The sequence below is a fragment of the Tsukamurella sp. USMM236 genome, assembly GCF_037148755.1.
GTDB lineage: Bacteria > Actinomycetota > Actinomycetes > Mycobacteriales > Mycobacteriaceae > Tsukamurella.
In genome coordinates, this window is the sequence record NZ_JBBCSS010000001.1 from 1020001 (window position 1) to 1042427 (window position 22427).

Here is a 22427-nt window from a genome sequence, read left to right on the forward strand (position 1 = left end):
CCCGGACGCCGCGTCCAATACGGGGATCCGCTCGCCCGATAGGCGCCGCCGATCACCGCAGGCAGGGACTCAGCCGGCGCGGTGCGCGCTCTCCGCGAGGGCGCGGGCCAGCGGCGACTCCGGCTCCCCGGCGCCCCGCACGAGGGCCACGGAGGTGGCGAGATCCTCCGTGCCCTCCAGTTCGACGGTCCGCGTGCCCGACGGTGCGCGGTACGTCGCGATCCACGCGCGCGGCACGATCGACGCCCAGCGACCGGCCCCCACCATGGCGAGGAGCGTCGCCACCGAGTCCGCCTCGAGCCGCGGCGAGAGCCGCACCCCGTGCGCCCGCGCCGCCGCGTCGACGAGGTCGCGCCCGTGCATGCCCTCGTGGAGCAGGCACATCGGCAGCTGCGCGGCGTCCGCCCACGGACAAGGCCCGTCGCCGTCGGGCAGGAGGTCCTCGCGCGCGATGAGGGCGAGCCGGTCGGTGTAGAGCGGCGTCACGGCCAGGCCGTCGACGTCCACGCCCCCGGGGTAGACGATGCCGGCGTCCAGCTCGAACCGGCGGATCCGCTCCACCACGTCTGCGGAGCGCAGGCCCGCCCACACCCGGACCCGGACCAGCGGGTGGGCGGCGCAGAACGGGTCGGTGAGCAGCGCGGCGGAGGTGGCGGCCGCGGGGATCACGCCGAGGCTGAGCTCGCCGGTGAGGCCCGTGCGCAGGGCCGTGACCTCGTGTTCGAGGGCGTCGCGGTCGGCGAGGATCCGGCGCGCCCACGGCACCAGCCGCTCGCCCTCGGGCGTGAGGCCCTCGAAGGAGGAGCCGCGGAGCACGAGCGGCACCTTGAGCTCGCGCTCGAGCTTGCGGATCGCTTCGGACAGCGCCGGCTGTGACACGTAGCAGGCGCTGGCCGCGCGCGCGAAGTGCTGCTCGCGCGCGAGGGCGACGAAGTACTCGAGCTGACGGAAGAGCATCGCCCTCCGCTACAGGATCTCGTCGACGGCCTCGGTGGGGCGCGCCATGCGCGTTCCCTTGGCGGTCACCACGAAGGGGCGCTCGATGAGCTTCGGGTGCGCGATCATCGCGTCGAGCAGGGCGTCGTCGGTCGCGTCGGCGAGGCCGAGGTCCTTGTACTCCGCCTCGCGGGTGCGCACGGCCTGCCGGACGGTGAGCCCGGCGTCGGCGATCAGCTTCGTCAGCTCCGCCTTCGACGGCACCTGGTCGAGGTACTTGACCACCGTCACCGTCGCGCCGGCCTCCTCCAGCCGGGCCAGCGCCTGGCGGGACTTGGTGCAGCGGGGGTTGTGATAGATCGTCGCGTCCATACCGGCCAATCTAGTCCGTCACGGCGAGGGAAACCGCGACGGTGTCGCCGGCCTCCACGCCCTCCGCGGCGCGGACGGCCTTCTTCACCGGGAGCACGTAGGTGCCGCGCTTGGCGTCGGGGAAGATCGACGTCGCCCACGTGGTCGCGCCGACGGTCACCGAGACGCGAACGCTCCCGAACCCGGGCTTCGAGCCGTCGACGGTGTCGGCGATCTCGTCGGCCAGGTGGTTCGGGAGCGAGACGAAGTGCCAGGCGCCGGTCGATTCCGCGAGCCAGATCTCGGCCCGGAAGTCGCCCCGCACGCCCGGCACGGCGTGGCTACGCGTTGCCGTTGAACAGGCTCGTCACCGAGCCGTTCTCGAAGACCTCGCGGATGGTGCGCGCGAGCAGCGGCGCGATGGGGAGCACGGTGAGGTTGTCGAAGTGCTTCTCCGGCGGGATCGGCAGCGTGTTCGTGGCGATCACCTCGCGTGCGCCGCAGTTGGCGAGGCGCTCGGTGGCCGGCTCGGAGAAGACGCCGTGCGTGGTCGCGATGATCACGTCCTTCGCGCCGGCCTCCTTGAGCACGCCCACCGCGCCCGCGATGGTGCCGCCGGTGTCGATCATGTCGTCGATCAGCACGCAGGTGCGGCCGGCGACGTCACCGACGACGCGGTTGCTCTTGACCTGGTTCGCGACGTTGGGATCGCGGGTCTTGTGCACGAAGGCCAGGGGCGCGCCGTCGAGGGCGTCGGCCCACTTCTCGCCCACCTTGACGCGGCCGGCGTCGGGGGAGACGACCACCATGTTCTCGGTGCCGTAGTGCTCGCGCACGTACTCGGCGAGCATGGTCTGCGCGTGCATGTGGTCGACGGGCCCGTCGAAGAAGCCCTGGATCTGGTCGGTGTGCAGGTCGACCGTGATGATCCGGTCCGCGCCCGCGGTCTTGAACAGATCGGCGACCAGGCGCGCCGAGATCGGCTCGCGGCCGCGATGCTTCTTGTCCTGGCGGGCGTACGGGTAGAACGGCAGGACCGCCGTGATCCGCTTCGCCGAGCCGCGCTTGAGCGCGTCGATCATGATCAGCGTCTCCATGATCCACTGATTGACCGGGTACGGGGCGCTCTGCAGGACGAAGGCGTCGCTGCCGCGCACCGACTCCTCGAAGCGCACGAAGATCTCGCCGTTGGCGAAATCGCGAGCCGTCTGCGGGGTGACCTGCACACCGAGCTCGTCGGCGACCTGCTGCGCCAGCTCGGGGTGGGCACGCCCCGAGAACAGCATCAGGTTCTTCTGGTTATCGATCCAGTTGCTCACTGCTCGTCAATCCTCGCGATAGCCTGCTGGGCCGCCTCGGCCGAGCTCGTGCCCGGACGCCGGTGCAGGACCCATTCCTCGATGTTCCGCTGATCCGCGGCGGAGACCGCCAGGGCTCCCGGCGGCACGTCGCGCTTGATCACGGTACCCGCTCCGCTGTACGCGCCGTCGCCGACCTCCACCGGCGCGATGAGCATCGTGTCGGATCCGATGCGCACGTGGTCGCCGATCACCGTTCGGTGTTTGTTCACCCCGTCGTAATTCACCGTCACCGTCGCGCAGCCGATGTTGCTGCCCTCGCCGATGGTGGCGTCGCCGATGTAGCTCAGGTGCGGGATCTTGCTGCCCGCTCCGATCTGCGCGTTCTTGGTCTCGGCGAAGGCGCCGATCTTGCCCTTCGGGCCGAGGTCGGTGTTCGGCCGCAGGTAGCTGAACGGCCCGACGGTCGCGTTCTCGCGGATCACCGACAGGTGCACTTCGCTGCGCAGCACCGTCGCGCCGGCGCCCACCTCGGTGTCGACCAGCGTGGTGTCGGGTCCGATCACCGCGTCCTCGGCGACGACGGTCGCGCCGCGCAGGTGCGTGCCCGGCTGGATCACGACGTCGGGCGCGATCTCGACGTCCACGTCGATGTACGTGCTCGCAGGGTCGACGACGGTGACCCCGTTCAGCTGGTGCCGCTCGACGATCCGCCGGTTCAGCTCGCGGCCGAGCTGGGACAGCTGGATGCGGTCGTTGCAGCCGGCCACCAGCATCTCGTCGTCGACGTGGTCGCCGCGCACCAGCTGGCCGGCCGCGCGGGCGATGCCGATCACGTCGGTCAGGTACAGCTCGCCCTGCGAGTTGTCGGGCCGCAGTTGGGCGAGCGCGGCGACGAGCTGCGCGTGGTCGAAGGCGTACACGCCGGAGTTGATCTCCGTGATCGCGAGCTGCTCGGGCGTCGCGTCCTTCTGCTCGACGATCTGCGTGACCTGCCCGTCCTGCGTGCGCAGCACGCGGCCGTACCCGGACGGGTCGGCGACGGCGGTGGTCAGCACGGTGACCGCGGCGCCGTGGCCGCCGGTGTGCGTGGCGAGGAGCTCCCGCAGCGTCGCGGCATCGAGGAGGGGGACGTCGGCGGCCGTCACGACGACGGTGCCGGCGAAGTCGGCGGGGAGAGCGCTCAGGCCCGCCTGCACGGCGTCGCCGGTGCCCCGCTGCTGTTCCTGCACGGCGACGAGGATCTCGTGATCCAGCTCGCCGGCCGTCGCGAGGGCGGCCTCGGAGACCCGGTCCCGATCGTGCCCGACCACCACCACCAGATGCTCCGGCTTCGTGCCCGCGGCGGCGTGCAGCGCGTGGCCCAGCAGGGTGCGGCCCGCGATCGCGTGCAGCACCTTCGGGATCTTCGACCGCATCCGCGTTCCCGCGCCCGCGGCGAGGATCACCACCGCTGTTCCGTTCGCCATCGCTTCTCCTGAGGTGTCGTCCGTGTCGTGCGTTCGCGTCGAGAGTCGGCGCAATCCTACGAGAACCGCCGCGGTGGAGCGTCCGTGGCACAATGCTGGACGACGGTTCCGGGCACCCGCCCGGGCCCGGTCTCCCGTGGTGTAATCGGCAACACTTCTGATTTTGGTTCAGACATTTCAGGTTCGAGTCCTGGCGGGAGAGCAACGCAAGGCCAGGTCGGAGGGTCGCAACCGAAACGTCAGCGCCTATTCGCTTTCCTCATGAGTTAAGCAAATCTGTGATAGCTTCCAGCACATTCAGGTTGCCTACCTCAAGGTGCACACTATGCAAGAAGAGTCTTTCCGCCCGAGGTTTCGTTTCGCTTCCGCCTGCTACCGCGGCAGGCCGAGTAGTCGAGACCGGCGGGTGGCGCTAGCCGCACTCTTACCCACGCTGGTCGCGGCAATCGCCGTGAGCGTCGCCCCGGCACAGGCGCTGCCGTGTCCAGACGGTTCACAGACGTGCGGCCCACAGCCAACCCAGGGCCCGCAGCCGACGCAGGGCAACCAGGTGCCCACCACCGCGCCGCAGGCTCCAAACACCACCGTTCCCGGGTACACCCCGCCGGAGACGCCAGCGCCCACACAAGGCTCCGGCAATACCCCAGCGCTGCAGGGCACAGTGATGCCGATGCCCACAGTGACCGCCCCGCCAAACAGTTGCATCCTGAACTGCGAACCGACGCAGGCCCCAGCGCCGCCGGCCACTCAAGCTCCGGCGCCTACGGAACCACAGAGCGGGCAACCTGCACAGGACGGGGTACAGAATCAGAGCGACCAGAACCCTCCCAAGAGGATCGCGCGCCGCCTGATTGACTGCGATGCTGCGAAGCCTGACGAGGCTGTGCAGTCGGGTCTCATGAACGGCGGCATCCCTCGGATCGACACGGCAGAACAGGGCGGGCTCGGAGACTGCTGGGTGCTGGCATCATTCCTCGGATTTCAAGCCAGCGAAAAGGGTCGAGAAGGCCTTGCGAAAATGATCACGCCGTCCGCCGGAGGCGGCTACGACGTCAAGTTCGGATCCAACTGCAAGCCCTTCCACGTCGACAAGGTCTACGGAGAAGGGGCACGGTTCGCCGGCAACCAGGGCGCGATCTCGATTCTTGAGTCGGCGTACAGCCAGACAGGGGGCGGCGCGGCCGCGTACCTAATGTGCGTTGGCGGCTTCGCCTTCATGTCACAGCAGATCATCACTGGCGGCGAGAGTGAGCACCATCTCGTTGCCTCCCCTGGCAACAAGGTCAGAGATCAGGTCACGCAGGATCACGAGAAGACGAACGCCCTGATTGCCGAGGGCAGGTCCGTCGTGCTGGGTACCATGAAGGACATGACGTTCACTACGGATGTCATGCGGAACGGGAGCTTGTCGAGAGATGAGACGGTCAAGACCCTAGGAATGCACCAGTACGCGGTTACCAAAGCTACTCCAGATGGAGTGTGGGTTGTGAACCCTTGGGGCCCCGGCAACCCGGCCGACCGAGGCGGCGAGATTTGGATTCCAAAAGAGCAGATCAATCATTCATTCTCAGACATTGCCATCTCCGCCCCAATCTCGACCGCATTCGAAAGGCAGTGCTGACATGCGCGCAAAATTCGTTACTGCAGGATGCTCACTTGCAGGGCTGATGCTCATCGGAGCGTGCACGCCGAGCGGCGATCCCGCCGCTCCAACTGCAGGGAGTTCCGTCAGTGTTGGTGCGGTCCCTATGAGCATGTCCGACGTGCCTGTCGGATCCTCCGTAGAGGTCGCAGAGCTTCACACAAGTCAAGGCGGCAAGGTCCAGCTTCAGGTCAAAAACTCGGGCGAGAACAAATCAGGGCGAACCTGGGCGGATATGACCGCGAAATTCTCCAACGGGGATCAATTCGGATTTCGCGTGTACCAGTATCTCGGCGGCGACTCCGTGGCCTCGACGTTCATCGGATGGCGGCTGTCGATCATCCTTTCGGACATTCGCGTCGAGAACGGCAAGAAGATCGCGGTAATTGGCACCAAAGCCTCAGGCGGAGGCGGCTACAACCTCTCGCCCGACAGCGCAGAGCGCAAGGCCGAGATCTCCAAGCTCCGTAAGGGGTCTACGGACTACGACATCCCGATGGAACGTCAGTTGAACCGAGATGGCCTGAACCTGTCGGCGCGAATCGTCGGCGAGAACGACGGTCGATCAGTGATGGTCTCCTGCGGCATCCAGCGCGGCAATACCGGACTGTCCGCGACAGTGGAGATGTATCCCGAGGACTCTGTGTCTATTCCAGCGGTAGGCACTTGCCGGCTCGCCGACTTCAAAGACGTTCGCTCGGCGACCGAGCGAAGCGGGGCAGCCCTTGTCGAGGTGCGGCGGTGAGCGGTCCCCGGCAATAGTCAGAGCGCGGGCGCAGATCAGCGACGAAAGCGGCCCCTCGACTGGTTGAGAGTCGAGGGGCAGCTTCAGCGATGTGGCGCGATGCGACGCGCGCCCTATGCAGTTGTGGATTCAGGCTATGGGAACGGGATCGGGTTGGCGATGGCTTCAGCGACTTCCTGGATCGCACCGTCGGCCTTCGAAAGGTCTCGCTCAGCGGCTTGGGCGGCCGCCTGCGAGACTGGGTAGGACTGAACGAGCCCCAGCGGGGGAGTACCTGCGCCGATCGCTAACACGTAGTAGCGACCAACCTCAAGCAGCTTTTCGTCGACCTGGGGACACGCGGAGGTTCCCGCCTGGTCAATCTCTACCGAACGATCAACCTCCCCCTTCATTGTCCGGAGGACATCGAATCGAAATATCGTCTTGCTAGACGCACCGTCGGTGACCTCCCTCACCTTCATTGCGACCCTACCGACGAAAATGCCTTTCGCATACCCCGCGACTCGCCTCTTATCATTGCGGTCGATGACGTAGTCCGCATTAATCACACACGACACCGGCTGAATCGCCGCTGAAGGCGAGGCTGCACTTCCTCCCCCACCGTTGGTGCCACACCCAGCAACCAACGAGCACAACAGTACAATGGTTGCGCCTGGAACTGCGACAAATGTTCGATTGCTCATTTCAATCCTACTTCCCCTCGTTGGCCAGGGCGGCATCATCCAGCGGACTCAGTGACATCCCCGGGTGGTCCGGATCGATGCGATCAAGGCGTCCGACGTTAGCCGCGGCGGGGCGGTGAAGGTCACCTACACCGCATTGACGATCGAACCTCAGAGCGCGAGCAGCGACTGACCTGACAGGTTGAGGGTTGTTGATATCAACCCGTCGCGCCGGTTTCGCCTGGTCGTGGCCCTCGCCTCACTCGGTGCGGCGTCGTGGCGATTTGAGTCCTTTTCCCTGGTCAACGCGTTTTCAGGAACACGTTCGAGTCCTGGCGGGAGAGCAAGGCCTACGCGTTGGCTGGCGTTCTGCGGCCGGCCGGGGAGGCCGCGACTCAGGTGGGCCAGTGGACGTGCTCGGTGTCGATCACGAAGCGATGCCGATGCTGGTACACGCCGCCGCCCACGGCGGCCGCGTCGGCGAGATGCTCAGGAGCCGTGTCGCCCGCGAAGTGGTGGTGCTCGAGCTCTGCAGGATCGCAGCGGGGCCACACCCGCACCGCCACCGCCAGACCGATCAGGGACAGCCCACTGAGTACCGCGAACGTGGGACCGAACCCGGCAGAGGTGCCGAGCCAGCCTGCTATCGGGTAGGCGATCAACCAGCACAGGTGCGAGAGGGAGAACTGCGCGGCGAACACCGCGGCCCGGTCCGCGGGTGCTGACGAGCGGCGCAGCACCTGCCCGACGGGTGTGAGGACCAGGCTCATCCCTACCCCGATCGCCGACCACACCATGAGCGCAGACGGCCACGTGAGCGCACCCGGCACCGAGACCATCACTGCCGACGATGCGGCTGCGGCGCCCAGGAGGCCGCCGCCGGCGAACATGACCGGTCGCTCCGGGACCCGGTCGAGTACGCGCGGCAGCGTCATTGCGACGATCATCGTCCCGATTCCCGACGCTGCCAGCAGCCATGCCACTCCCGCCTGCGACCCGCCGAGGTGGTCTCGCACCATGTTGACCGTGCTGACCATCACGATCGCCCCTGCCCCCGCGACCGCGAGATCCAGCCCGAGGACCCCGCGCAGCCGCGGCGTCGCTGCGAAAATCCGGATCCCCGCGAAGGTCCGGTCGAAGACACCCGTTCGAGCGCTGCGCGTCGCGTCCGGAATCGACGTCGACACCACCAGCGCCGCCGACAACGCGAAGCCGATGACGGTGAACCCGAACAACCAGTGGTAACTCATCACCGCGAGCGCGACCGCGGCGAGCACGGGGCTCAGGAGCGACTCCATCGTCGATGCCAGCTGCGAGGCCGACAGTGCTCGCGTGTACTCGGCTTCGTCGGACACGATGTCGGGGATCACCGCCTGGAAGGTGGGCGTGAACGCCGCTGACGCGGACTGCAGGATCGTGATGAGCGCGTAGATCTGCCACACCTGATCGACCCACGGCAACGCGAGCACGACCGACGCTCGAAGAACGTCGAGGCCGACGAGCAGTAGCCGGCGCGGCATCCGATCGACGTACGCAGTCGCCAGCGGCGCGATCAGCACGTACGCGACCATCTTGATGGTCAGCGCCGTCGCGAGCACCGCGGCAGCCCCGGTGCCCGCGAGATCGTACGCGAGGAGGCCCAGCGCGACCGTGGTCATTCCCGTGCCGAACAGGGCCACCACCTGCGCACCGAACAGGTGCCGGTAGTCACGGATCCTGAACAGCGACGTCACGTCCCACCTCCCGCCGACCACCCATGCACATGTGCCTGTGTACGCACATAATAACCATGGGGGCGAACTGCCGACCGGCTATCCTGTGACCGTGTACGCACATGACGTCACGTCCGAGTGGGATCGGACTCCGCCCGACGGGCAGATCGAGGCGACCTGCCTGGCGTTGAAGATGTTGTCGGTGCCGTCTCGGATGAAGATCCTCTGGGCGCTCAGTGGGGCGGGGGAGCTCGACGTCACCACGATCACGGAGCAGGTCGGCCAGGCGCGGCCTGCGGTCTCGCAGCACCTGGCCAAGCTTCAGCTCGCCGGCCTGGTCGCGCATCGGCGTGACGGCCGCCGGTTGCTCTACCGGGTGCGTGGAGGGCACGTGCGACGTCTGCTGATCGAGGCGCTCAACGCCGCCGAGCATCAACTCAAGGATCTACCCGAGCACGACTAGGTCAGGTCCGACGTCGGGTTGAGGGTTGTCGATAGACCCGCGCCGGCTTCACAGGTGCGCGGCAGTCGTCCCACTCGACGCGACGTCGTGGCGATGTGGGTCGTCTTCCGGTTCGGAGCGCGTCAGGAACAGGTTCGAGTCTGGCGGGAGAGCAGTACGCGGAATCACGCCTTCTGCGCGCGCTCCCACGGCTCGACGGGACCCGGCACCGTCCGGAAGCTGCGGTGCTGTTCCGGTGATTCGACGGCAGTCCACCGCTCCGCCACCTCGGGGCTCCGCGTCTTCAGTTTGGCCGTCAGGTGCGCCCACTCCAGGTCCAGCTGCCCGTCGGTCACGTCGATGGGCGCGACGGTCGCGTCCGGCTCGTCGATGCGGGTGCGGTCGAAGTTGTAGCCGCGGGCGTCGGCCTCGTCGGCGAGGGCGGCCAGATACGCGCCGACCGCGGCGAGCGGATCCGGCGTCGCGCGGAAGCGCTCCAGCTGCGGGTGTCGCGTGTAGCCCTTGGTGCGGCCCGCGAGCACCGCCTGCGCGAGCAGTGTCTCGCGCCAGCACGCGATGAGTGCCTGCCGGTCGAGGTAGCGGGGATGGACGGACCAGATGCGCATGGCTCCACGCTATCCGGCCCGCAATGGGTGCGAGCACCGGTGCCGGTTCGCCCGAAATGTCCCGCGCAACAACCCCGGCGCAAGGCGACCGCAAGCGCGTAGTGGCGTGATGAGTCCATGAATCCGAACCCGTACGACCCGGCGCAGCAGCCCGCCGGCCGGCCCTACGCCCAGCAGCCCTACGCCCAGCAGGGGTATGCGCCGCAGCCCTACCCGCAGGGCCCCGTCTTCCAGGCGAAGTTCCGCAAGCACACCGGGCTGCTCATCGTGGCGCAGTGGCAGGACTCCTACGCCACCGGCGACTACCAGCAGATCCGGGCCGCCTACCGAGCGGCGCAGACGCACAACCTGCTCGCCGGTTGGTGGGGCCTGATCTCCCTGCTGGTCTACAACTGGATCGCGATCATCGGCAACGTCTCCGAGATGAGCCGCATCAAGCAGCAGGCGCGGGCCGCCGGACTCGAGGTCTAGCGGCCCGCGCCTTCGCGGGATCACGCGCGCCGGGTGAGGGGAGCGCGGCGATCAGGTCAGTTGGGTTCCTCCCAGTAGTAGCCGGAGCCCGAGTCGATGTTCACGCACCGGAGGGTGTCGCCGTCGGCGGTTGTGATGTCCCGTCCCTGTTGTGCGGCGGAGCACGTGTCGTACATCGATGGAGTGTCGGCGGAGGCGACGGCAGGACTGAGGGCGAGGGCTGAGATCGCGAGGAATCCGGCTGCGGCGAGGGTCTTTCGGCTGATGGTCATGGTTCGACGGTGCGCCCCGAACCTGGGTGCTCGGTGTCAGCCGGGTGGGCCTTCGCTGCCGGTTCTCCCAAGCGGCCTTTACCCCCCGAATCGTCGCCGGACGGCGCGGCCGGGAAGGGCTGGATCGTCGGGGGTCGAGGCCGCACACGTGACGAATGTGACGAGCCGCACAGTGCGGGGAACGTGCAGGTGGCGTCCTGTTTCCTCCGGTTTCGAGCTTCTTTTCTAGCGTGACCGTTGACAGGAATAGACATCGCTCATAACGTGACATCTGTTCGACACGACATAGATTTTCAGATGGGAGCGCGAGATGAACGACCTCCGAGCCACCCCGGCACGAGTCCCGCGCCACCTCGTCGAGGCGGCTCAGCCGCTGGTCGTCCACCCTCGCGGTGGGGTCGTGATCGTGGCGCTGCTGCTACTGACGCTGGGACTGATGGTTCCCCTCGTCCTGTACACGGCAGCCGCCCCGATCGGCTGATCCGGCCGTCGAGCAGCACAGGCAATCCCCGACATGAAGGAGAGCACGATGAGCTTCGCCGATGACGCCAAGAACAAGGCACAGGACATCAAGGGCCGGGCCAAGGAGACCGTCGGCACCGCGTTCGACGACCCGCAGCTCAAGGAGGAGGGCCGTGGCGACCAGGCCGAGGCCTCCATCAAGGACAAGATCGCCGGCGCTGCCGACAAGGTCAAGGAGGGCGTCGACGAGGTGAAGGACAAGCTCTCGGGCAAGTGATCCGCCCGATATCCGACGACGATGGGAGCTGGACATGATTCGACGGATCGCACGACCACTACTGGGATCGATCTTCGTCTACACCGGGTACACCGGCCTGACGAGCGACCCGGGGCGGAAGGCGGACACCGTCGCCCCGCTGGTCGAGAAGGCCACTGAGGCCCTGCCCGATTCGACGGCGATCCCGACGAGCGCCCGGAGTTGGGTGCGGATCAACGCGGGCGTCCAGCTCGGCGGCGGCCTGCTGCTCGCCACCGGGCGGGCTCCGCGGGCCGCGTCGCTGGCCCTCGCGGGCACCCTGGTGCCCGCGACGGTCGTCGACCACCCGTTCTGGGCGGAGGCGGACCCCGAAGCCCGGCGCGAGCAACAGCTGCACTTCGTGAAGAACCTGTCGCTGCTCGGCGGCCTGCTGATCGCCGGCTTCGACACCGAGGGAAAGCCCGGGGTCACCTGGCGCGCCCGCCGCGCCGCCGAGCGCGCGTCCGAACGGGTCTCCGACACCGTCTCCGCCATCACGCCCGGGCATCACGACGACGGGAACGCCTGGCGGGACAGGGCTCACGCGGCGCAGGAGTACGGCGCGACCGCGATCGGCAAGGCGAAGCCGGCAGTGGCCGGCGCCGTCGAGAAGGCGAAGCCCGCGATCACCGATGCGGCGGAGAAGGTGAAGCCGGTCGTCGACGATGCGGTGGAGCGCGCGCGCCCCGTCCTCGACGACGTCGTGGATCGCGCGCGACCGGTCCTGGCCGACGCTGCGGAGGCCGCGTCCGGCCTCGTCGACGCGGCGGGCGACCGGCTCCACGCGCTGCGGGACGAGGCGTCCGCCGCCGTGGCGGAGAGGAAGCGTTCGCGCGTCGCGTAACGTGGGCCGCCCGGCCCGGATCGCGGCCGCGGTAGGTCGACGAGAATCGAGACGCCGTGCCCCGCAGGCCAGAGTTCACCGGGCGGTACACCGACGCGCTGCACGCGCTGGAGGTGTCGACGCAGCGGAGCGCCCGGGTCGAGAACCTCGACGGTCAGTACGCGCTGCGCGTCGACTTCGAGCTCGGGCGCTACCTGCTCGCGACGAACACGGACGCCGTCACCGGCCTCGCCGACGAGGACGCCGGAGCGCCGTGGCGGGTCCGCTTCTTCGACGGTGCCCTGGGCGACGGCGCGGCCGTCCTGATCGCCGACCGTTCCGCGGCGTGGCTGATCGACGCCTACGACGCCGCCGTCGGCGATCTGCCGCCCCTGGCCGAGTTCCCGCACGCCTGACCGTCCCCGCGGAGCGGATCCGCGGGGACGGCGGGTGGTCCCACATTCGCCGCGCGGCGGGATCTACAGTGGACGGATCAGGTTTTCGTAGCCGAGCGACGCAGCAGTGCGGGCGAGGTGAGGAAGGGCTCGAAGGAGGAGTGCGATGACGCAGTCGCATCGCGTGCGTTCCGACCTCGGCGTTTACAGCATTTCGGTGGCGTCCGAGCTGTCGCAGGTCGGCCTCCAGACGCTCCGCCTCTACGAGCGGCGGCACCTGATCCGGCCGCAGCGCACCTCGGGTGGAACCCGCCGGTACAGCGAGGACGACATCGCGCGGATCCGGCGGATCACGGAACTCGTCGCCACCGGGATCAATCTCCCGGGGGTGGAGCGCATTCTGGTCCTGGAGGACGAGTGCGCGGCGCTGCGGTCGGAACTCGACGCCTGCCGCGCCGGCGCCGACTAGCGGCTACGGCTGCACGTTCACCGAGTACGCGGCCGCGGCGTCGCGCACGTCCAGGACGTACTTGCGGGACTGGTTGTAGACCATCACGGCCTTCTCCCAGCCCTTCGCGGTGGTCAGGTCCTTGCCCGAGACGCACAGGTACCGCGCCGCGGTCATCGCGGCGTCGTCGATGTTGTCCGGGTCGGCCTTGCCGTCGCCGTTGGCGTCCACGCCGAAGCGCTGCCAGGTCTCGGGGATGAACTGGAACGGCCCCATCGCCGCGTCGAACTTCGCGTTCGGGCGGTGCGGGTCGGTCCCCGTCGCGCGGATCTCCATGTTCCCGTTGGTCCCGTCGAGCGGCACGCCGCGGATGGGCGGCGAGACCTTGCCGTCGGGCGCGATCGTCGCGCCGTGGTAGGTGCCGTGCTTGCTCTCGATGAAGGCGATCCCGGCCAGGGTGGTCCACGCGATCCCGCACTCGGGCGTGCGCTGCCGCAGCGCCTCGGCCGCGTTGCCGTAGGCCTCCAGCGAGATCACCGGGATGCCGGTGGCCACGCTGATGGGCGTGGCCCAGTCGCGGAGCAGGTCCGAGGTGCGGCCCGGTCCGTTCACGTTGATCAGCGGCACGGGAGCGCCCGCGCCGGGCGGGATGCCCTGCGGGATCTCGGGGCGCGGGTCGATCGCGCCGCAGCCGGCGAGCACCGTCGTCGCGACGCCGACGACGAACGCCGCGCGCATGCGGGAACTGACCATGACCTCGCCGTGAACTCTCTCGCCGGAAACTGGGGACGCGATCTCAACGTCCGGGCTGTGCCTCGGGGTTCCCGGCGTGACCGTCGCCCCAGGCGGTGACCCACGATTCTACCCCGTTGGAGGCCATCACGGCCTCGGCCTCGCGCACCCGGTCCATGAACGCGAGCACCCGTCGGCGGTAGTCCAGCTCGAAAGCCGCGTCCGGTTCCGCCGGGTCGACGGTGACGGTGCGCACGTCGTCCGGGACCAGCTCGGTGGGGAAGTCGACGGTGCGCAGCCGCTCGAAGACCTTCGCGACCAGCGCCAACGCGGGCTGGCCGAGCGAGATCGAGTCGAGGACGGAGGCGCGCTCGCCGCGCTCGAGCCGCTTCTGCCGTTCCCAGTTCTCGGCCTGCGTCGCCACGTCGACCTCGGCACCGTCGGCCAGGTGGGGCGTGCGCCGGCGGACCTTGGCGGAGAGGGTGCGGGCCACGTCGTCGATGCCGAACGGGTGCGGTCCCTCCTCGGCGATCCGCGAGTGGAAGACCACCTGCAGCAGCAGGTCGCCGAGCTCGCTGCGCAGCTCGGCCGCGGCGGCGGCCCCGCCCTCCGGGTCGTCGAGCGCCGCCACGGCGTCGGCCACCTCGTAGGTCTCCTCCACCAGGTAGCGCAGCAGGCTCGCGTGCGTCTGCTCGGACTCCCACGGGCCCTCCCGCCGCAGCCGGTCGATGAGTTCGACGGTGTCGAGCACCGCCAGCCCGGCGGGCCGGGGCGAGGCGATGACGTCGGCGCCCGCGGCCCGCAGCGCGGCTGCGGCCGGGTGCGTCTCGTCGGAGGTCAGCAGCGTCGCGCCCGCGGGGGCCTCCGCGCCGAGCACGGGGTGCCCGTGGGGCAGGTGCCACGCGAGCCTCACCGGCAGCTCCTCCGTGTAGTGCACGGGGCCGGTGAGCCGGGCGAGCGCCGCGACGGGCAGCAGGGTGGGCAGCGCGGGGTCGAGCAGCACGACGGTGCCGCGGGGCTCGCTCACGGGGCCTCCGTGGCAGCGACGGCGCGGGGCGGCTGGTCGAGCCGCCAGTAGCCGGCGCCCTTGCCGTCCATCGCGGCGAGGAAGTCGGCGACGGCCTGCAGCACGTCGATGTCGCGCACCCGCTCGCTGCCGACACCGCCCCCTCCCACCCGCGGAAGCGGGAAGGTGATGGTGCGGGTCGCGGCGCGATAGGAGCCGCCCGGGTAGAGCCGCTTGAGGCGCATCTGCTGCGAGTCCAGCAGTTCCATCGGCGCGATGCGCAGATTGGTTCCGGTCACGGTGATCTCGGTGACGCCGGCGTTCCGCGCGAGCGACCGGAGCCGGGCGATCGCGGCGAGGCGGTCCACCTCCACCGGCGGCGGGCCGTAGCGGTCGGTGAGCTCGGTGAGCACCTCGGCGACGGCCGTATCGTCGTGCGCCGCCGCAAGTTTGCGGTACGCCTCCAGGCGCAGCCGGTCGCTGGTGACGTAGTCCGGCGGGATGTGCGCGTCCACCGGCAGGTCGATGCGCACCTCCTTCTGCTCCTCCGGCACCGTGATCGGCTTGCCGTCGGCGGCGGCGCGGTAGGCCTCCACCGCCTCGCCGACGAGCCGCACGTACAGGTCGAAGCCGACGCCGGCGACGTGGCCGGACTGCTCCGCGCCGAGAACGTTGCCGGCGCCGCGGATCTCGAGGTCCTTCATCGCGACGGCCATGCCGGCGCCGAGGTCGTTGTTCTGCGCGATGGTCGCCAACCGGTCGTAGGCGGTCTCGGTGAGCGGCTTCTCCGAGGGGTAGAGGAAGTAGGCGTAGCCGCGCTCGCGGGAGCGGCCCACGCGCCCGCGCAGCTGGTGCAGCTGCGAGAGGCCGAGGTTCTCGGCGCGCTCCACGATGAGGGTGTTGGCGTTGGAGATGTCCAGGCCGGTCTCGACGATGGTGGTGCACACCAGCACGTCGAACTCGCGGTTCCAGAAGCCCTGCACGGTGCTCTCCAGGGCCTCCTCGCCCATCTGCCCGTGCGCCACCACGACCCGGGCCTCGGGCACCATGTCGCGGATGTGCTTGGCGGCCCGGTCGATCGAGCTGACGCGGTTGTGCACGTAGAAGACCTGGCCGTCGCGCAGCAGCTCGCGGCGGATGGCGGCGGCCACCTGCTTGTCGTCGTACGCGCCCACGTAGGTGAGCACCGGGTGGCGCTCCTCGGGCGGGGTGAGGATGGTGGACATCTCCCGGATGCCCGCCATGCTCATCTCCAGTGTGCGGGGGATCGGGGTGGCGCTCATGGTGAGCACGTCGACGTTGGTGCGCAGCGCCTTGATGTGCTCCTTGTGCTCGACGCCGAAGCGCTGCTCCTCGTCGACGATCACGAGGCCCAGGTCCTTCCAGCGCACGCCGGTCTGCAGCAGCCGGTGCGTGCCCACCACCACGTCGACGCTGCCGTCGGCGAGGCCCTCGAGCACGGCCCGCGTCTCCAGCTTGTCGGTGAACCGGGACAGGCCCTTGACCGTGACCGGGAAGCCCTGCATCCGCTCCTCGAAGGTCTTCAGATGCTGTTGCGCGAGCAGCGTCGTCGGCACGAGCACCGCGACCTGCTTGCCGTCCTGGACGGCCTTGAAGGCGGCGCGGACGGCGATCTCGGTCTTGCCGTAGCCGACGTCGCCGATCACGACGCGGTCCATCGGGACGGGCTTCTCCATGTCGCCCTTCACGTCGCCGATCACCGTCATCTGGTCGACGGTCTCGGTGAACGGGAAGGCGTCCTCCATCTCGCGCTGCCACGGGGAGTCCGGCGCGAAGGCGTGGCCGGGCGCGGCGTTGCGGGCCGCGTAGAGCTGCACCAGCTCGCCCGCGATCTCGCGGACGGCCTTGCGCGCCTTGCGTTTGGTGTTCTGCCAGTCGCTGCCGCCCATCTTCGACAGTGCCGGCATCTCGCCGCCCACGTAGCGGGAGAGCTGGTCCAGCGACTCCATCGGGACGAACAGCTTGTCGCCCGGCTGGCCGCGCTTGCCCGGTGCGTACTCGATCACCAGGTACTCGCGGCGGGCGCCCGCGACGGTGCGCTCGATCATCTCGACGAACTTGCCGATGCCGTGCTCGTCGTGCACCACGAGGTCGCCGGCGGTCAGGGCCAGCGGGTCGACCTGGTTGCGGCGCTTGGCCGGAAGCCGCCTGCCGTCGCCGACGCCCGCGACCCGGTTGCCCGTGAGATCGGGCTCGGCGAGCAGCACGAGCTTCTCGGCCGGCACCGTCAGGCCCGTCTGCAGGCTGCCGCGCAGCACGCCGACGGTGCCGGGCTTCGGGGCGGCGCCCGCGTCCAGCTCCGTCGCGGGGACCTCGGCGTCGCGCAGCCGCTCCAGGATGCGGGCGCGGGTGCCCTGGCCGGCGACCACGATCACCCCCGTGCCGCCGGATGCGGCGTGGGCGCGCAGCGTCGCGAAGAGCTTCTCCGCCTCGGCGTCGGATCCCCGTGGCGCGGGCGCGTGTTCGGCGTGGACGGTGAGGTGGTCGGGGCCCTCGTCCGGCCCCGTCGCCAGCGGCGAGACGGTCCACCACGGACGCCCGGCGTCCGAGACGGAGGCGTGCACCTCGTCGAGTGGGCGGTAGGCGCTGGCGCCCAGGTTCATCCCGGACGGGTCCAGCGGCGCGGCCGAGCCGAGCGCGGCGGCGGTCCACGACGCCTCGAGGAATTCCTGGCCGGTGCGGCCGAGATCCGCTGCGCGGGTGCGGATCTTCTCGGGGTCCAGCAGCAGGGTGTGGGCGCCCGCGGGCAGCACGTCGGTGAGCAGCTGCAGTTCGCCCGGGATGAGCGCGGGGATCAGCGCCTCCATGCCCTCCACCGGGATGCCCTGCGAGAGCTTCTCCAGCATCTCGAGGAGGGCGGCGTCGTTCTGATGATCGGCCTTGAGCGCGGCCGCGCGCTCGCGGACCTCGGCGGTGAGCAGCAGCTCGCGGCACGGGTAGACGTGCACGGTGCCCACCTCGACCTCGGGCTGGGAGCGCTGGTCGGCGACGGAGAAGGCGCGAAGGTCGGTGATCTCGTCGCCCCAGAACTCCACGCGCACGGGCAGATCCGTGGTGGTGGGGAAGACGTCGAGGATGCCGCCGCGCACGGCGAACTCGCCGCGCTTGCCCACCATGTCGACCCGGGTGTACGCGAGCTCCACGAGGGTCTCGATGAGCTGGTCGAAGTCGTGCTCGACGCCCTCGCGCAGCGTGATCGACGGGGCGTCGCCCAGCCCGGGCGCCATCGGCTGCACCAGGGAGCGGACGGTTGCGACGACGGCCCGCAGCGGGACGCCGTACTGCGCGTCGTCGGGGTGGGCCAGGCGGCGCAGCACCTGCAGCCGCTTGCCGACGGTGTCGGCGCCCGGCGAGAGCCGTTCGTGCGGCAGCGTCTCCCAACTGGGGAACTGCGCCACGGCACCGTCGCCCAGCATCTCCCGCAGCTCGGAGGTCAGGTCGTCGGCCTCGCGCCCGGTGGCCGTGACGACGAGGACGGGCGCGCGGTCGGCGAGCGCCGAGACGAGGAAGGGACGCGCACCGTCGACCGCGGTGACGGTGAGGTCGGGCCTGCCCGCCGCCTCCGCGAAGGCGGCGATGTCCGGATCGGCGGCGACCGCCCTGGTCAGTCCGGCGAGGGCGGGGACGGGGGAGGGGGCGGCGTCAGGCACCGATCCAGTGTATTGGCGCGGTCCGACACGCGCCGACGGGCCCGAGCGCCCGCTCAGGCACCGGCGCCGGCCGGCGCGTGGCGGGCCAGGAACGTAGCGACCGCCTCGTCGGCGACGGCGTCCGATTCCTGCTGCGTAGGGCGCGACCGGCCGCCGGTGAGGGTGAGCCGGTTGAGCGGCGCCGCCAGGACGAGCCAGGTGAACTGCTCGGCCGCGGCGGCGGGATCGTCGATGCGCAGCAGGCCGCGGGCGGCCAGGCGTGCGAAGGCGTCGGCGAGGAGCTCCTGATTGCGATCCCAGCTGCGCCGCACGTAGTCGTCGGCGACCTCGGGGAAGCGCTCCGCCTCGGCCGCGACCAGGGCGCGCATCCGCAGGACGGGGCCGCTGAGGACGCCCGCCTGCAGCATGCCGGCGAGGGCGCGCAGCCCGCGGGCGGCGTCGTCGGTCGCGATGAGTGCGTCGAGGTGCGGCCGCATCGCGTCGCGGCCGCGGTCCACCCAATCCCGGACGACGGCCGCGTACAGGTCGTCCTTCGACGGGTACTGCCGGTACAGCGTCTGTTTGGAGATGCGGGCACCGGCGGCGACGGCGTCCATCGTCGTGCCCGCGAAGCCGCGGTCGAGGAGCAGGTCCCGCGCGACGGCGAGTAGGTCGGCGCCGCTGCGGCCGCCCGGGCGGCCGCGGAGCCGGGGTGTGCCCTGTGCGGTGTTCATGCCGAAATAGTACTGGACAGTACTCAGATGCGGGCGTAGGGTACTCATTAGTACTAAAAGGAGGACGTCATGATCGTCGCAGGTATCGCCGTCGCCGCGTTCGCGGCATTCGTGCTCAGCTCCGTCTACTACGTGCTCCTCTCTCCGGTGGAGCAGCGGGCGCTCGGGGAGCGGGCGCTCGACCGCGGGAAGCCCGGGCCGGCGAAGGTCGCCGCGGAACTTGTCCGCACGGCCGTGGTCGCGGCGGGATTCGCCTGGGTCGCCGACCGGGCCGGTCTCCTCTCCCTCCCGGCCTCCCTCTCGCTCGCCCTCGTGCTCTGGGTCGCGTTCCCCGTCGTGTTGCTCACCGGATCGATCATCTGGGAGCGCGTGCCGTGGCAGACCGCGGCGATCCACGCGGGCGACTGGCTCCTCAAGCTCGTGCTCATCGCCGTCGCGCTGGGCCTTCTCCACTGATCGAAGGGAAACGCCATGTCCGCCACTGCAGGTCCGCTCGACACCACCTTCACCGCCGTGCTCTGGCGGAGCGAGGCGAAGGGCGGGTGGACGTACGTCGTGCTCGACGGGTCCGCCGAGTTCTTCGGCACTCGTGGCCTCGTCAAGGTCTCCGGGACCATGGACGGGGTCCCGTTCACCAGCTCCTTCATGGCACTGGGCGACGGGACGCACAAGCTCCCGGTCGCCGCGAAGATCCGCCGCGAGATCGGCAAGGAGGAGGGCGACGTGATCACGGTCCACCTCGAGCGCCGCCTGAGCTGAGTCACAGCACCCCTTGACAGGTGACGGGGGTCACTTTAAGTTCCTTCTTATGGTGAATGAAACATCAGCGTTCCGGATAGGATCGCGTGTCCTCGCGGCGCTGATCGGCGCCGTCCTCGTGATCGCGACCGGGATCGCGACGGCCCCGAGCGCCCGGGCGCTGCCGCCCCTCGTCGAACCGGCACCGCCCGCCGACGCCTTCTACGACCGCCCCGCGGACCTGGCGTCGCTGAAGCCCGGCGAGATCGTGCGCACCCGCACCACGTCGATCCGCTCGCTGCAGGTGATGCCCCTCAACGTGGACGCCTGGCAGCTCGCCTACCGGACCACGGGCATGAACGGCGAGCCCGACCTCAGCGTCACCACCGTGATGGTGCCGCGCGGCAAGAAGCCCACCAAGCTGCTCTCCTACCAGGCGGCTGCGGACTCGACGCTGCGCATCTGCCAGTCCTCGTACTCGACCACCAAGGGCGGCCCCATCGACCTGGCCGCGAAGGAGGGCCCGCTCACGTTCGGTATGCCCGCCGCGGAGCTGCTGTTCGCCGGCCTCGGCGTGCAGGAGGGCTGGGCCGTCGCTATGCCTGACCACGGCGGCGGCGACGACCGCTTCCTCACCCCGCGCCAGCCGGGGTGGGCGGTGCTGGACGGCATCCGGGCGGTGGAGAACTTCTCCCGCCTCGGGCTGAACGCGAAGACCCCCGTCACGCTGTGGGGCTACTCGGGCGGCGCGATCGCCAGCAGCTGGACCATCGAGGAGCACCCGACCTACGCGCCCGAGCTCAACATCCGCGGCGCCGCCTTCGGTGCGCCGGAGCGCGACCTCGCGGCCTCGCTCAAGGCCGTGAACACCTCGCTGCTCGCGGGCCTCATCCCGCTCGCCCTCTCCGCGCTCGGCAAGGACTCCGAGGAGTTCCGCGGCGCCCTCGACAAGGTGCTCACCCCCGAGGGCCGGGCACGCGTGAACGAGACCCGTCGGCACTGCATGCCGCAGAACGTGGTGGCCAACCTGTGGTTCGACTACAACCGCATGCTCACCAAGCCGGTCGACGAGGTGCTGCGGATCCCGGTCATCGCCAAGACCATTCGCGAGCGCGGCGTGAGCGGCCGGGTCCCGACGGTGCCCGCGTACGTCTACAACGGCATCACCGAGGAGGTCGCCCCGATCACGGGGACCGACAAGCTCGTGGACTCGTACTGCAAGGGCGGCGCGTCCGTGACCTACCGCCGCGAGGAGTTCCCGCCGAACCCGGTCAAGCAGCTCATGACGACCCACGGCACCGTCGTGGTGACCGGCGCGGGCGGCGCCTTCGACTGGCTCAAGCAGCGGATGGACTCGACCGGGCCGGCACCGTCGGGCTGCGACATCCGGAACGTCTTCAGCAGCGGGCTCGAGCCCGCGGCGATCGGCACCTTCGGCCAGGCGATCGGTACCGTCCTCGCCTCGCTGGTCGGCGCGCCGATCGGGGCCGGGCCCCGGTAGTCAGTCGCCGGGGGCGGGCTCGACGGTGCCGTCGGGCTCGCCCAGCTGGCTCGGCTCGATGGCGACGGGGTTCTCCTTGAGGCCGATGAGGCCGTACCAGGAGAGGTTCACGATGTGGGCGGCCACCGCCTCCTTGGGCGGGTTGCGCACCTCCAGCCACCACTGCGCGGTCATGGCGACCATGCCGACGAGTGCCTGCGCGTAGAGCGGGGCCAGCTCGGGGTCGAGGTTCTTGTTCTCGAACTCGCTCTCGAGGTGGATCTCGACCTGGCTGACCAGGTCGTTGAGCAGCGTCGAGTAGCCGCCGGTGTGCTCCGCCGAGCTGTTACGGGTGAGGATCCGGAAACCGTCGGCCCGCTCCTCGACGTACGTGAGCAGTGCGAGGGTGATCTGCTCGATCCGCGTCTTGGAGCGGTCCTCGAGCAGTGCCCGGGAGAAGACCTCGAGGACCATCTCCATCTCGCGGTCCACGACCACCGCGTAGAGGCCCTCCTTGCCGCCGAAGTGCTCGTAGACAACGGGCTTGGAGACGCCGGCCTTCGACGCGACCTCCTCGATGGTCGCCGCCTCGTAGCCGCGGTCGGCGAACACCGAGCGCGCGGTGTCGACCAGCTGGTTGCGGCGCTCGGCCGCGGGCATCCGCTTCCGCGCCGGCGCGCCGGGCGCGCGATTCGGCTTGGCGGAGGAGGTCACGGTGTGTCCGTCGCGCCGGGCTCGGGCGCGGCATCGTCGGCGTCGTCGGCGGGCTTGCGCGCGGCCTCGGCCTGCGCGGCCACCTGCGCCCGGTACGCGGCCTCGGCCCGGTCGTGCTGCTTCTTGATGAACCGGCTCGCGAAGATCAGGCCCACGAAGAACAGCAGCTCGAAGACGATGGCCGCGACGTACAGCACCCGTGCCGTCGTCGTGGTGGCATCGGTCAGCCGCCAGATCAGTACGCCGAGCACCAGCAGCAGGACGGCACCCATCGGCTTCAACTGCAGGCCGTTGCTGAACGGAAGCGGCTTGTCACTCATGAGT

General features: G+C 69.7%; 27 protein-coding genes and 1 tRNA gene. 13 read left to right on the forward strand and 15 right to left on the reverse strand.

What is annotated here, in order from left to right; all coding sequences use genetic code 11:
* Positions 1-69: 69 nt before the first annotated feature.
* From WFK95_RS05040 to glmU, 5 genes are read right to left on the reverse strand one after another with little or no spacing between them, the layout of a single operon-like run.
* Complete coding sequence (locus WFK95_RS05040) at positions 70-957, reverse strand: LysR family transcriptional regulator (protein ID WP_336670042.1); 888 nt, start codon at positions 955-957, stop codon at positions 70-72.
* A gap of 9 nt (positions 958-966) precedes the next feature.
* Entirely contained in the window at positions 967-1308 is a 342-nt protein-coding gene (arsC, locus tag WFK95_RS05045) for an arsenate reductase (glutaredoxin) (RefSeq protein WP_224651605.1), read from the reverse strand.
* Between the two features lie 10 nt (positions 1309-1318).
* Positions 1319-1621, reverse strand: coding sequence for a DUF1905 domain-containing protein (locus WFK95_RS05050; protein ID WP_224651603.1), 303 nt, complete (start codon positions 1619-1621; stop codon positions 1319-1321).
* 7 nt (positions 1622-1628) lie between these two features.
* Positions 1629-2606: a ribose-phosphate diphosphokinase gene (locus tag WFK95_RS05055; protein ID WP_224651601.1), complete on the reverse strand. Its 978-nt coding sequence runs from the start codon at positions 2604-2606 to the stop codon at positions 1629-1631.
* Positions 2603-4054, reverse strand: coding sequence for a bifunctional UDP-N-acetylglucosamine diphosphorylase/glucosamine-1-phosphate N-acetyltransferase GlmU (glmU, locus tag WFK95_RS05060; protein WP_336670043.1), 1452 nt, complete (start codon positions 4052-4054; stop codon positions 2603-2605). Before glmU ends, WFK95_RS05055 begins: the two co-directional genes overlap by 4 nt.
* 130 nt (positions 4055-4184) lie before the next feature.
* On the opposite strand from glmU, the gene WFK95_RS05065 reads away from it, so the two are divergent.
* From WFK95_RS05065 to WFK95_RS05075, 3 genes are all read left to right on the forward strand, one after another.
* Positions 4185-4256, forward strand: a tRNA-Gln gene (locus WFK95_RS05065).
* Between the two features lie 696 nt (positions 4257-4952).
* A complete protein-coding gene (locus WFK95_RS05070; RefSeq protein WP_336670044.1) occupies positions 4953-5675 on the forward strand; it encodes a hypothetical protein in 723 nt (240 codons plus the stop codon).
* A 127-nt stretch (positions 5676-5802) separates the two neighbouring features.
* A complete protein-coding gene (locus WFK95_RS05075; RefSeq protein ID WP_336670045.1) occupies positions 5803-6441 on the forward strand; it encodes a hypothetical protein in 639 nt (212 codons plus the stop codon).
* Between the two features lie 134 nt (positions 6442-6575).
* On the opposite strand, the gene WFK95_RS05080 is transcribed toward WFK95_RS05075, so the two are convergent.
* Together WFK95_RS05080 and WFK95_RS05085 are read right to left on the reverse strand one after the other, a co-directional pair.
* Positions 6576-7124 carry a hypothetical protein gene (locus tag WFK95_RS05080; protein WP_336670046.1) on the reverse strand — a complete coding sequence of 183 codons (549 nt, stop codon included), beginning with the start codon at positions 7122-7124 and terminating at the stop codon, positions 6576-6578.
* 374 nt (positions 7125-7498) lie between these two features.
* On the reverse strand, positions 7499-8836 hold the full coding sequence (locus WFK95_RS05085) for an MFS transporter (protein ID WP_336670047.1): 1338 nt from the start codon (positions 8834-8836) through the stop codon (positions 7499-7501).
* A 91-nt stretch (positions 8837-8927) separates the two neighbouring features.
* Here WFK95_RS05085 and WFK95_RS05090 point away from each other — a divergent pair, with 91 nt between their 5' ends.
* Positions 8928-9278, forward strand: a complete 351-nt coding sequence (locus WFK95_RS05090) for an ArsR/SmtB family transcription factor (RefSeq protein WP_336670048.1) — start codon at positions 8928-8930, stop codon at positions 9276-9278.
* 164 nt (positions 9279-9442) lie between these two features.
* Here the strand turns inward: WFK95_RS05090 and WFK95_RS05095 are convergent, their stop codons facing one another.
* Positions 9443-9883: a pyrimidine dimer DNA glycosylase/endonuclease V gene (locus WFK95_RS05095; protein ID WP_336670049.1), complete on the reverse strand. Its 441-nt coding sequence runs from the start codon at positions 9881-9883 to the stop codon at positions 9443-9445.
* Between the two features lie 117 nt (positions 9884-10000).
* Here WFK95_RS05095 and WFK95_RS05100 point away from each other — a divergent pair, with 117 nt between their 5' ends.
* Entirely contained in the window at positions 10001-10354 is a 354-nt protein-coding gene (locus tag WFK95_RS05100; RefSeq protein WP_336670050.1) for a hypothetical protein, read from the forward strand.
* A 56-nt stretch (positions 10355-10410) separates the two neighbouring features.
* Here the strand turns inward: WFK95_RS05100 and WFK95_RS05105 are convergent, their stop codons facing one another.
* Positions 10411-10626, reverse strand: coding sequence for a hypothetical protein (locus WFK95_RS05105; RefSeq protein ID WP_336670051.1), 216 nt, complete (start codon positions 10624-10626; stop codon positions 10411-10413).
* Positions 10627-10936: 310 nt separating this feature from the next.
* Here WFK95_RS05105 and WFK95_RS05110 point away from each other — a divergent pair, with 310 nt between their 5' ends.
* The 5 genes from WFK95_RS05110 (at position 10937) to WFK95_RS05130 (ending at position 13070) form a co-directional block, all read left to right on the forward strand.
* On the forward strand, positions 10937-11107 hold the full coding sequence (locus WFK95_RS05110) for a hypothetical protein (RefSeq protein WP_336670052.1): 171 nt from the start codon (positions 10937-10939) through the stop codon (positions 11105-11107).
* Between the two features lie 48 nt (positions 11108-11155).
* Positions 11156-11365: a CsbD family protein gene (locus WFK95_RS05115; protein ID WP_224651589.1), complete on the forward strand. Its 210-nt coding sequence runs from the start codon at positions 11156-11158 to the stop codon at positions 11363-11365.
* Positions 11366-11399: 34 nt separating this feature from the next.
* A complete protein-coding gene (locus WFK95_RS05120; RefSeq protein WP_336670053.1) occupies positions 11400-12227 on the forward strand; it encodes a DoxX family protein in 828 nt (275 codons plus the stop codon).
* 56 nt (positions 12228-12283) lie between these two features.
* Positions 12284-12622 (forward strand): hypothetical protein, encoded by a 339-nt coding sequence (locus tag WFK95_RS05125; RefSeq protein WP_336670054.1) that lies wholly within the window; start codon positions 12284-12286, stop codon positions 12620-12622.
* 145 nt (positions 12623-12767) lie between these two features.
* The gene (locus tag WFK95_RS05130; protein WP_336670055.1) at positions 12768-13070 is read left to right on the forward strand and encodes a MerR family transcriptional regulator; all 303 of its coding nucleotides are present in this window, start codon (positions 12768-12770) and stop codon (positions 13068-13070) included.
* Between the two features lie 3 nt (positions 13071-13073).
* Here WFK95_RS05130 and WFK95_RS05135 read toward each other — a convergent pair whose 3' ends face one another.
* The 4 genes from WFK95_RS05135 to WFK95_RS05150 form a co-directional block, all read right to left on the reverse strand.
* A complete protein-coding gene (locus tag WFK95_RS05135) occupies positions 13074-13802 on the reverse strand; it encodes a lytic transglycosylase domain-containing protein (RefSeq protein WP_224651582.1) in 729 nt (242 codons plus the stop codon).
* A gap of 43 nt (positions 13803-13845) precedes the next feature.
* Positions 13846-14808 (reverse strand): MazG family protein, encoded by a 963-nt coding sequence (locus tag WFK95_RS05140; RefSeq protein WP_336670056.1) that lies wholly within the window; start codon positions 14806-14808, stop codon positions 13846-13848.
* On the reverse strand, positions 14805-18386 hold the full coding sequence (gene mfd, locus WFK95_RS05145; RefSeq protein ID WP_336670145.1) for a transcription-repair coupling factor: 3582 nt from the start codon (positions 18384-18386) through the stop codon (positions 14805-14807). The genes WFK95_RS05140 and mfd overlap by 4 nt, the downstream gene beginning before the upstream one ends.
* A gap of 125 nt (positions 18387-18511) precedes the next feature.
* Positions 18512-19171, reverse strand: coding sequence for a TetR/AcrR family transcriptional regulator (locus WFK95_RS05150; protein WP_336670057.1), 660 nt, complete (start codon positions 19169-19171; stop codon positions 18512-18514).
* A 69-nt stretch (positions 19172-19240) separates the two neighbouring features.
* Here WFK95_RS05150 and WFK95_RS05155 point away from each other — a divergent pair, with 69 nt between their 5' ends.
* The 3 genes from WFK95_RS05155 to WFK95_RS05165 are packed head-to-tail and all read left to right on the forward strand — an operon-like array spanning position 19241 to position 21410.
* The gene (locus WFK95_RS05155; RefSeq protein ID WP_336670058.1) at positions 19241-19627 is read left to right on the forward strand and encodes a DUF1761 domain-containing protein; all 387 of its coding nucleotides are present in this window, start codon (positions 19241-19243) and stop codon (positions 19625-19627) included.
* A 15-nt stretch (positions 19628-19642) separates the two neighbouring features.
* Complete coding sequence (locus tag WFK95_RS05160; RefSeq protein WP_336670059.1) at positions 19643-19930, forward strand: DUF1905 domain-containing protein; 288 nt, start codon at positions 19643-19645, stop codon at positions 19928-19930.
* A gap of 49 nt (positions 19931-19979) precedes the next feature.
* Positions 19980-21410 carry a lipase family protein gene (locus WFK95_RS05165; protein WP_336670060.1) on the forward strand — a complete coding sequence of 477 codons (1431 nt, stop codon included), beginning with the start codon at positions 19980-19982 and terminating at the stop codon, positions 21408-21410.
* Here WFK95_RS05165 and WFK95_RS05170 read toward each other — a convergent pair whose 3' ends face one another.
* A complete protein-coding gene (locus tag WFK95_RS05170; RefSeq protein WP_374201278.1) occupies positions 21411-22103 on the reverse strand; it encodes a TetR family transcriptional regulator in 693 nt (230 codons plus the stop codon).
* The gene (locus WFK95_RS05175) at positions 22100-22423 is read right to left on the reverse strand and encodes a hypothetical protein (RefSeq protein ID WP_224645802.1); all 324 of its coding nucleotides are present in this window, start codon (positions 22421-22423) and stop codon (positions 22100-22102) included. The genes WFK95_RS05170 and WFK95_RS05175 overlap by 4 nt, the downstream gene beginning before the upstream one ends.
* Positions 22424-22427 lie beyond the last annotated feature (4 nt).

Bases quoted from the DNA above. Each gene is read 5' to 3' on its own strand.
- WFK95_RS05040 (WP_336670042.1), bottom strand. From the start codon at position 957: ATGCTCTTCCGTCAGCTCGAGTACTTCGTCGCCCTCGCGCGCGAGCAG.
- arsC (WP_224651605.1), bottom strand. From the start codon at position 1,308: ATGGACGCGACGATCTATCACAACCCCCGCTGCACCAAGTCCCGCCAG.
- glmU (WP_336670043.1), bottom strand. From the start codon at position 4,054: ATGGCGAACGGAACAGCGGTGGTGATCCTCGCCGCGGGCGCGGGAACG.
- WFK95_RS05070 (WP_336670044.1), top strand. From the start codon at position 4,953: ATGAACGGCGGCATCCCTCGGATCGACACGGCAGAACAGGGCGGGCTC.
- WFK95_RS05075 (WP_336670045.1), top strand. From the start codon at position 5,803: ATGAGCATGTCCGACGTGCCTGTCGGATCCTCCGTAGAGGTCGCAGAG.
- WFK95_RS05080 (WP_336670046.1), bottom strand. From the start codon at position 7,124: ATGAGCAATCGAACATTTGTCGCAGTTCCAGGCGCAACCATTGTACTG.
- WFK95_RS05095 (WP_336670049.1), bottom strand. From the start codon at position 9,883: ATGCGCATCTGGTCCGTCCATCCCCGCTACCTCGACCGGCAGGCACTC.
- WFK95_RS05100 (WP_336670050.1), top strand. From the start codon at position 10,001: ATGAATCCGAACCCGTACGACCCGGCGCAGCAGCCCGCCGGCCGGCCC.
- WFK95_RS05105 (WP_336670051.1), bottom strand. From the start codon at position 10,626: ATGACCATCAGCCGAAAGACCCTCGCCGCAGCCGGATTCCTCGCGATC.
- WFK95_RS05110 (WP_336670052.1), top strand. From the start codon at position 10,937: ATGAACGACCTCCGAGCCACCCCGGCACGAGTCCCGCGCCACCTCGTC.
- WFK95_RS05115 (WP_224651589.1), top strand. From the start codon at position 11,156: ATGAGCTTCGCCGATGACGCCAAGAACAAGGCACAGGACATCAAGGGC.
- WFK95_RS05120 (WP_336670053.1), top strand. From the start codon at position 11,400: ATGATTCGACGGATCGCACGACCACTACTGGGATCGATCTTCGTCTAC.
- WFK95_RS05130 (WP_336670055.1), top strand. From the start codon at position 12,768: ATGACGCAGTCGCATCGCGTGCGTTCCGACCTCGGCGTTTACAGCATT.
- WFK95_RS05135 (WP_224651582.1), bottom strand. From the start codon at position 13,802: ATGGTCAGTTCCCGCATGCGCGCGGCGTTCGTCGTCGGCGTCGCGACG.
- WFK95_RS05150 (WP_336670057.1), bottom strand. From the start codon at position 19,171: ATGAACACCGCACAGGGCACACCCCGGCTCCGCGGCCGCCCGGGCGGC.
- WFK95_RS05155 (WP_336670058.1), top strand. From the start codon at position 19,241: ATGATCGTCGCAGGTATCGCCGTCGCCGCGTTCGCGGCATTCGTGCTC.
- WFK95_RS05160 (WP_336670059.1), top strand. From the start codon at position 19,643: ATGTCCGCCACTGCAGGTCCGCTCGACACCACCTTCACCGCCGTGCTC.
- WFK95_RS05165 (WP_336670060.1), top strand. From the start codon at position 19,980: ATGGTGAATGAAACATCAGCGTTCCGGATAGGATCGCGTGTCCTCGCG.
- WFK95_RS05175 (WP_224645802.1), bottom strand. From the start codon at position 22,423: ATGAGTGACAAGCCGCTTCCGTTCAGCAACGGCCTGCAGTTGAAGCCG.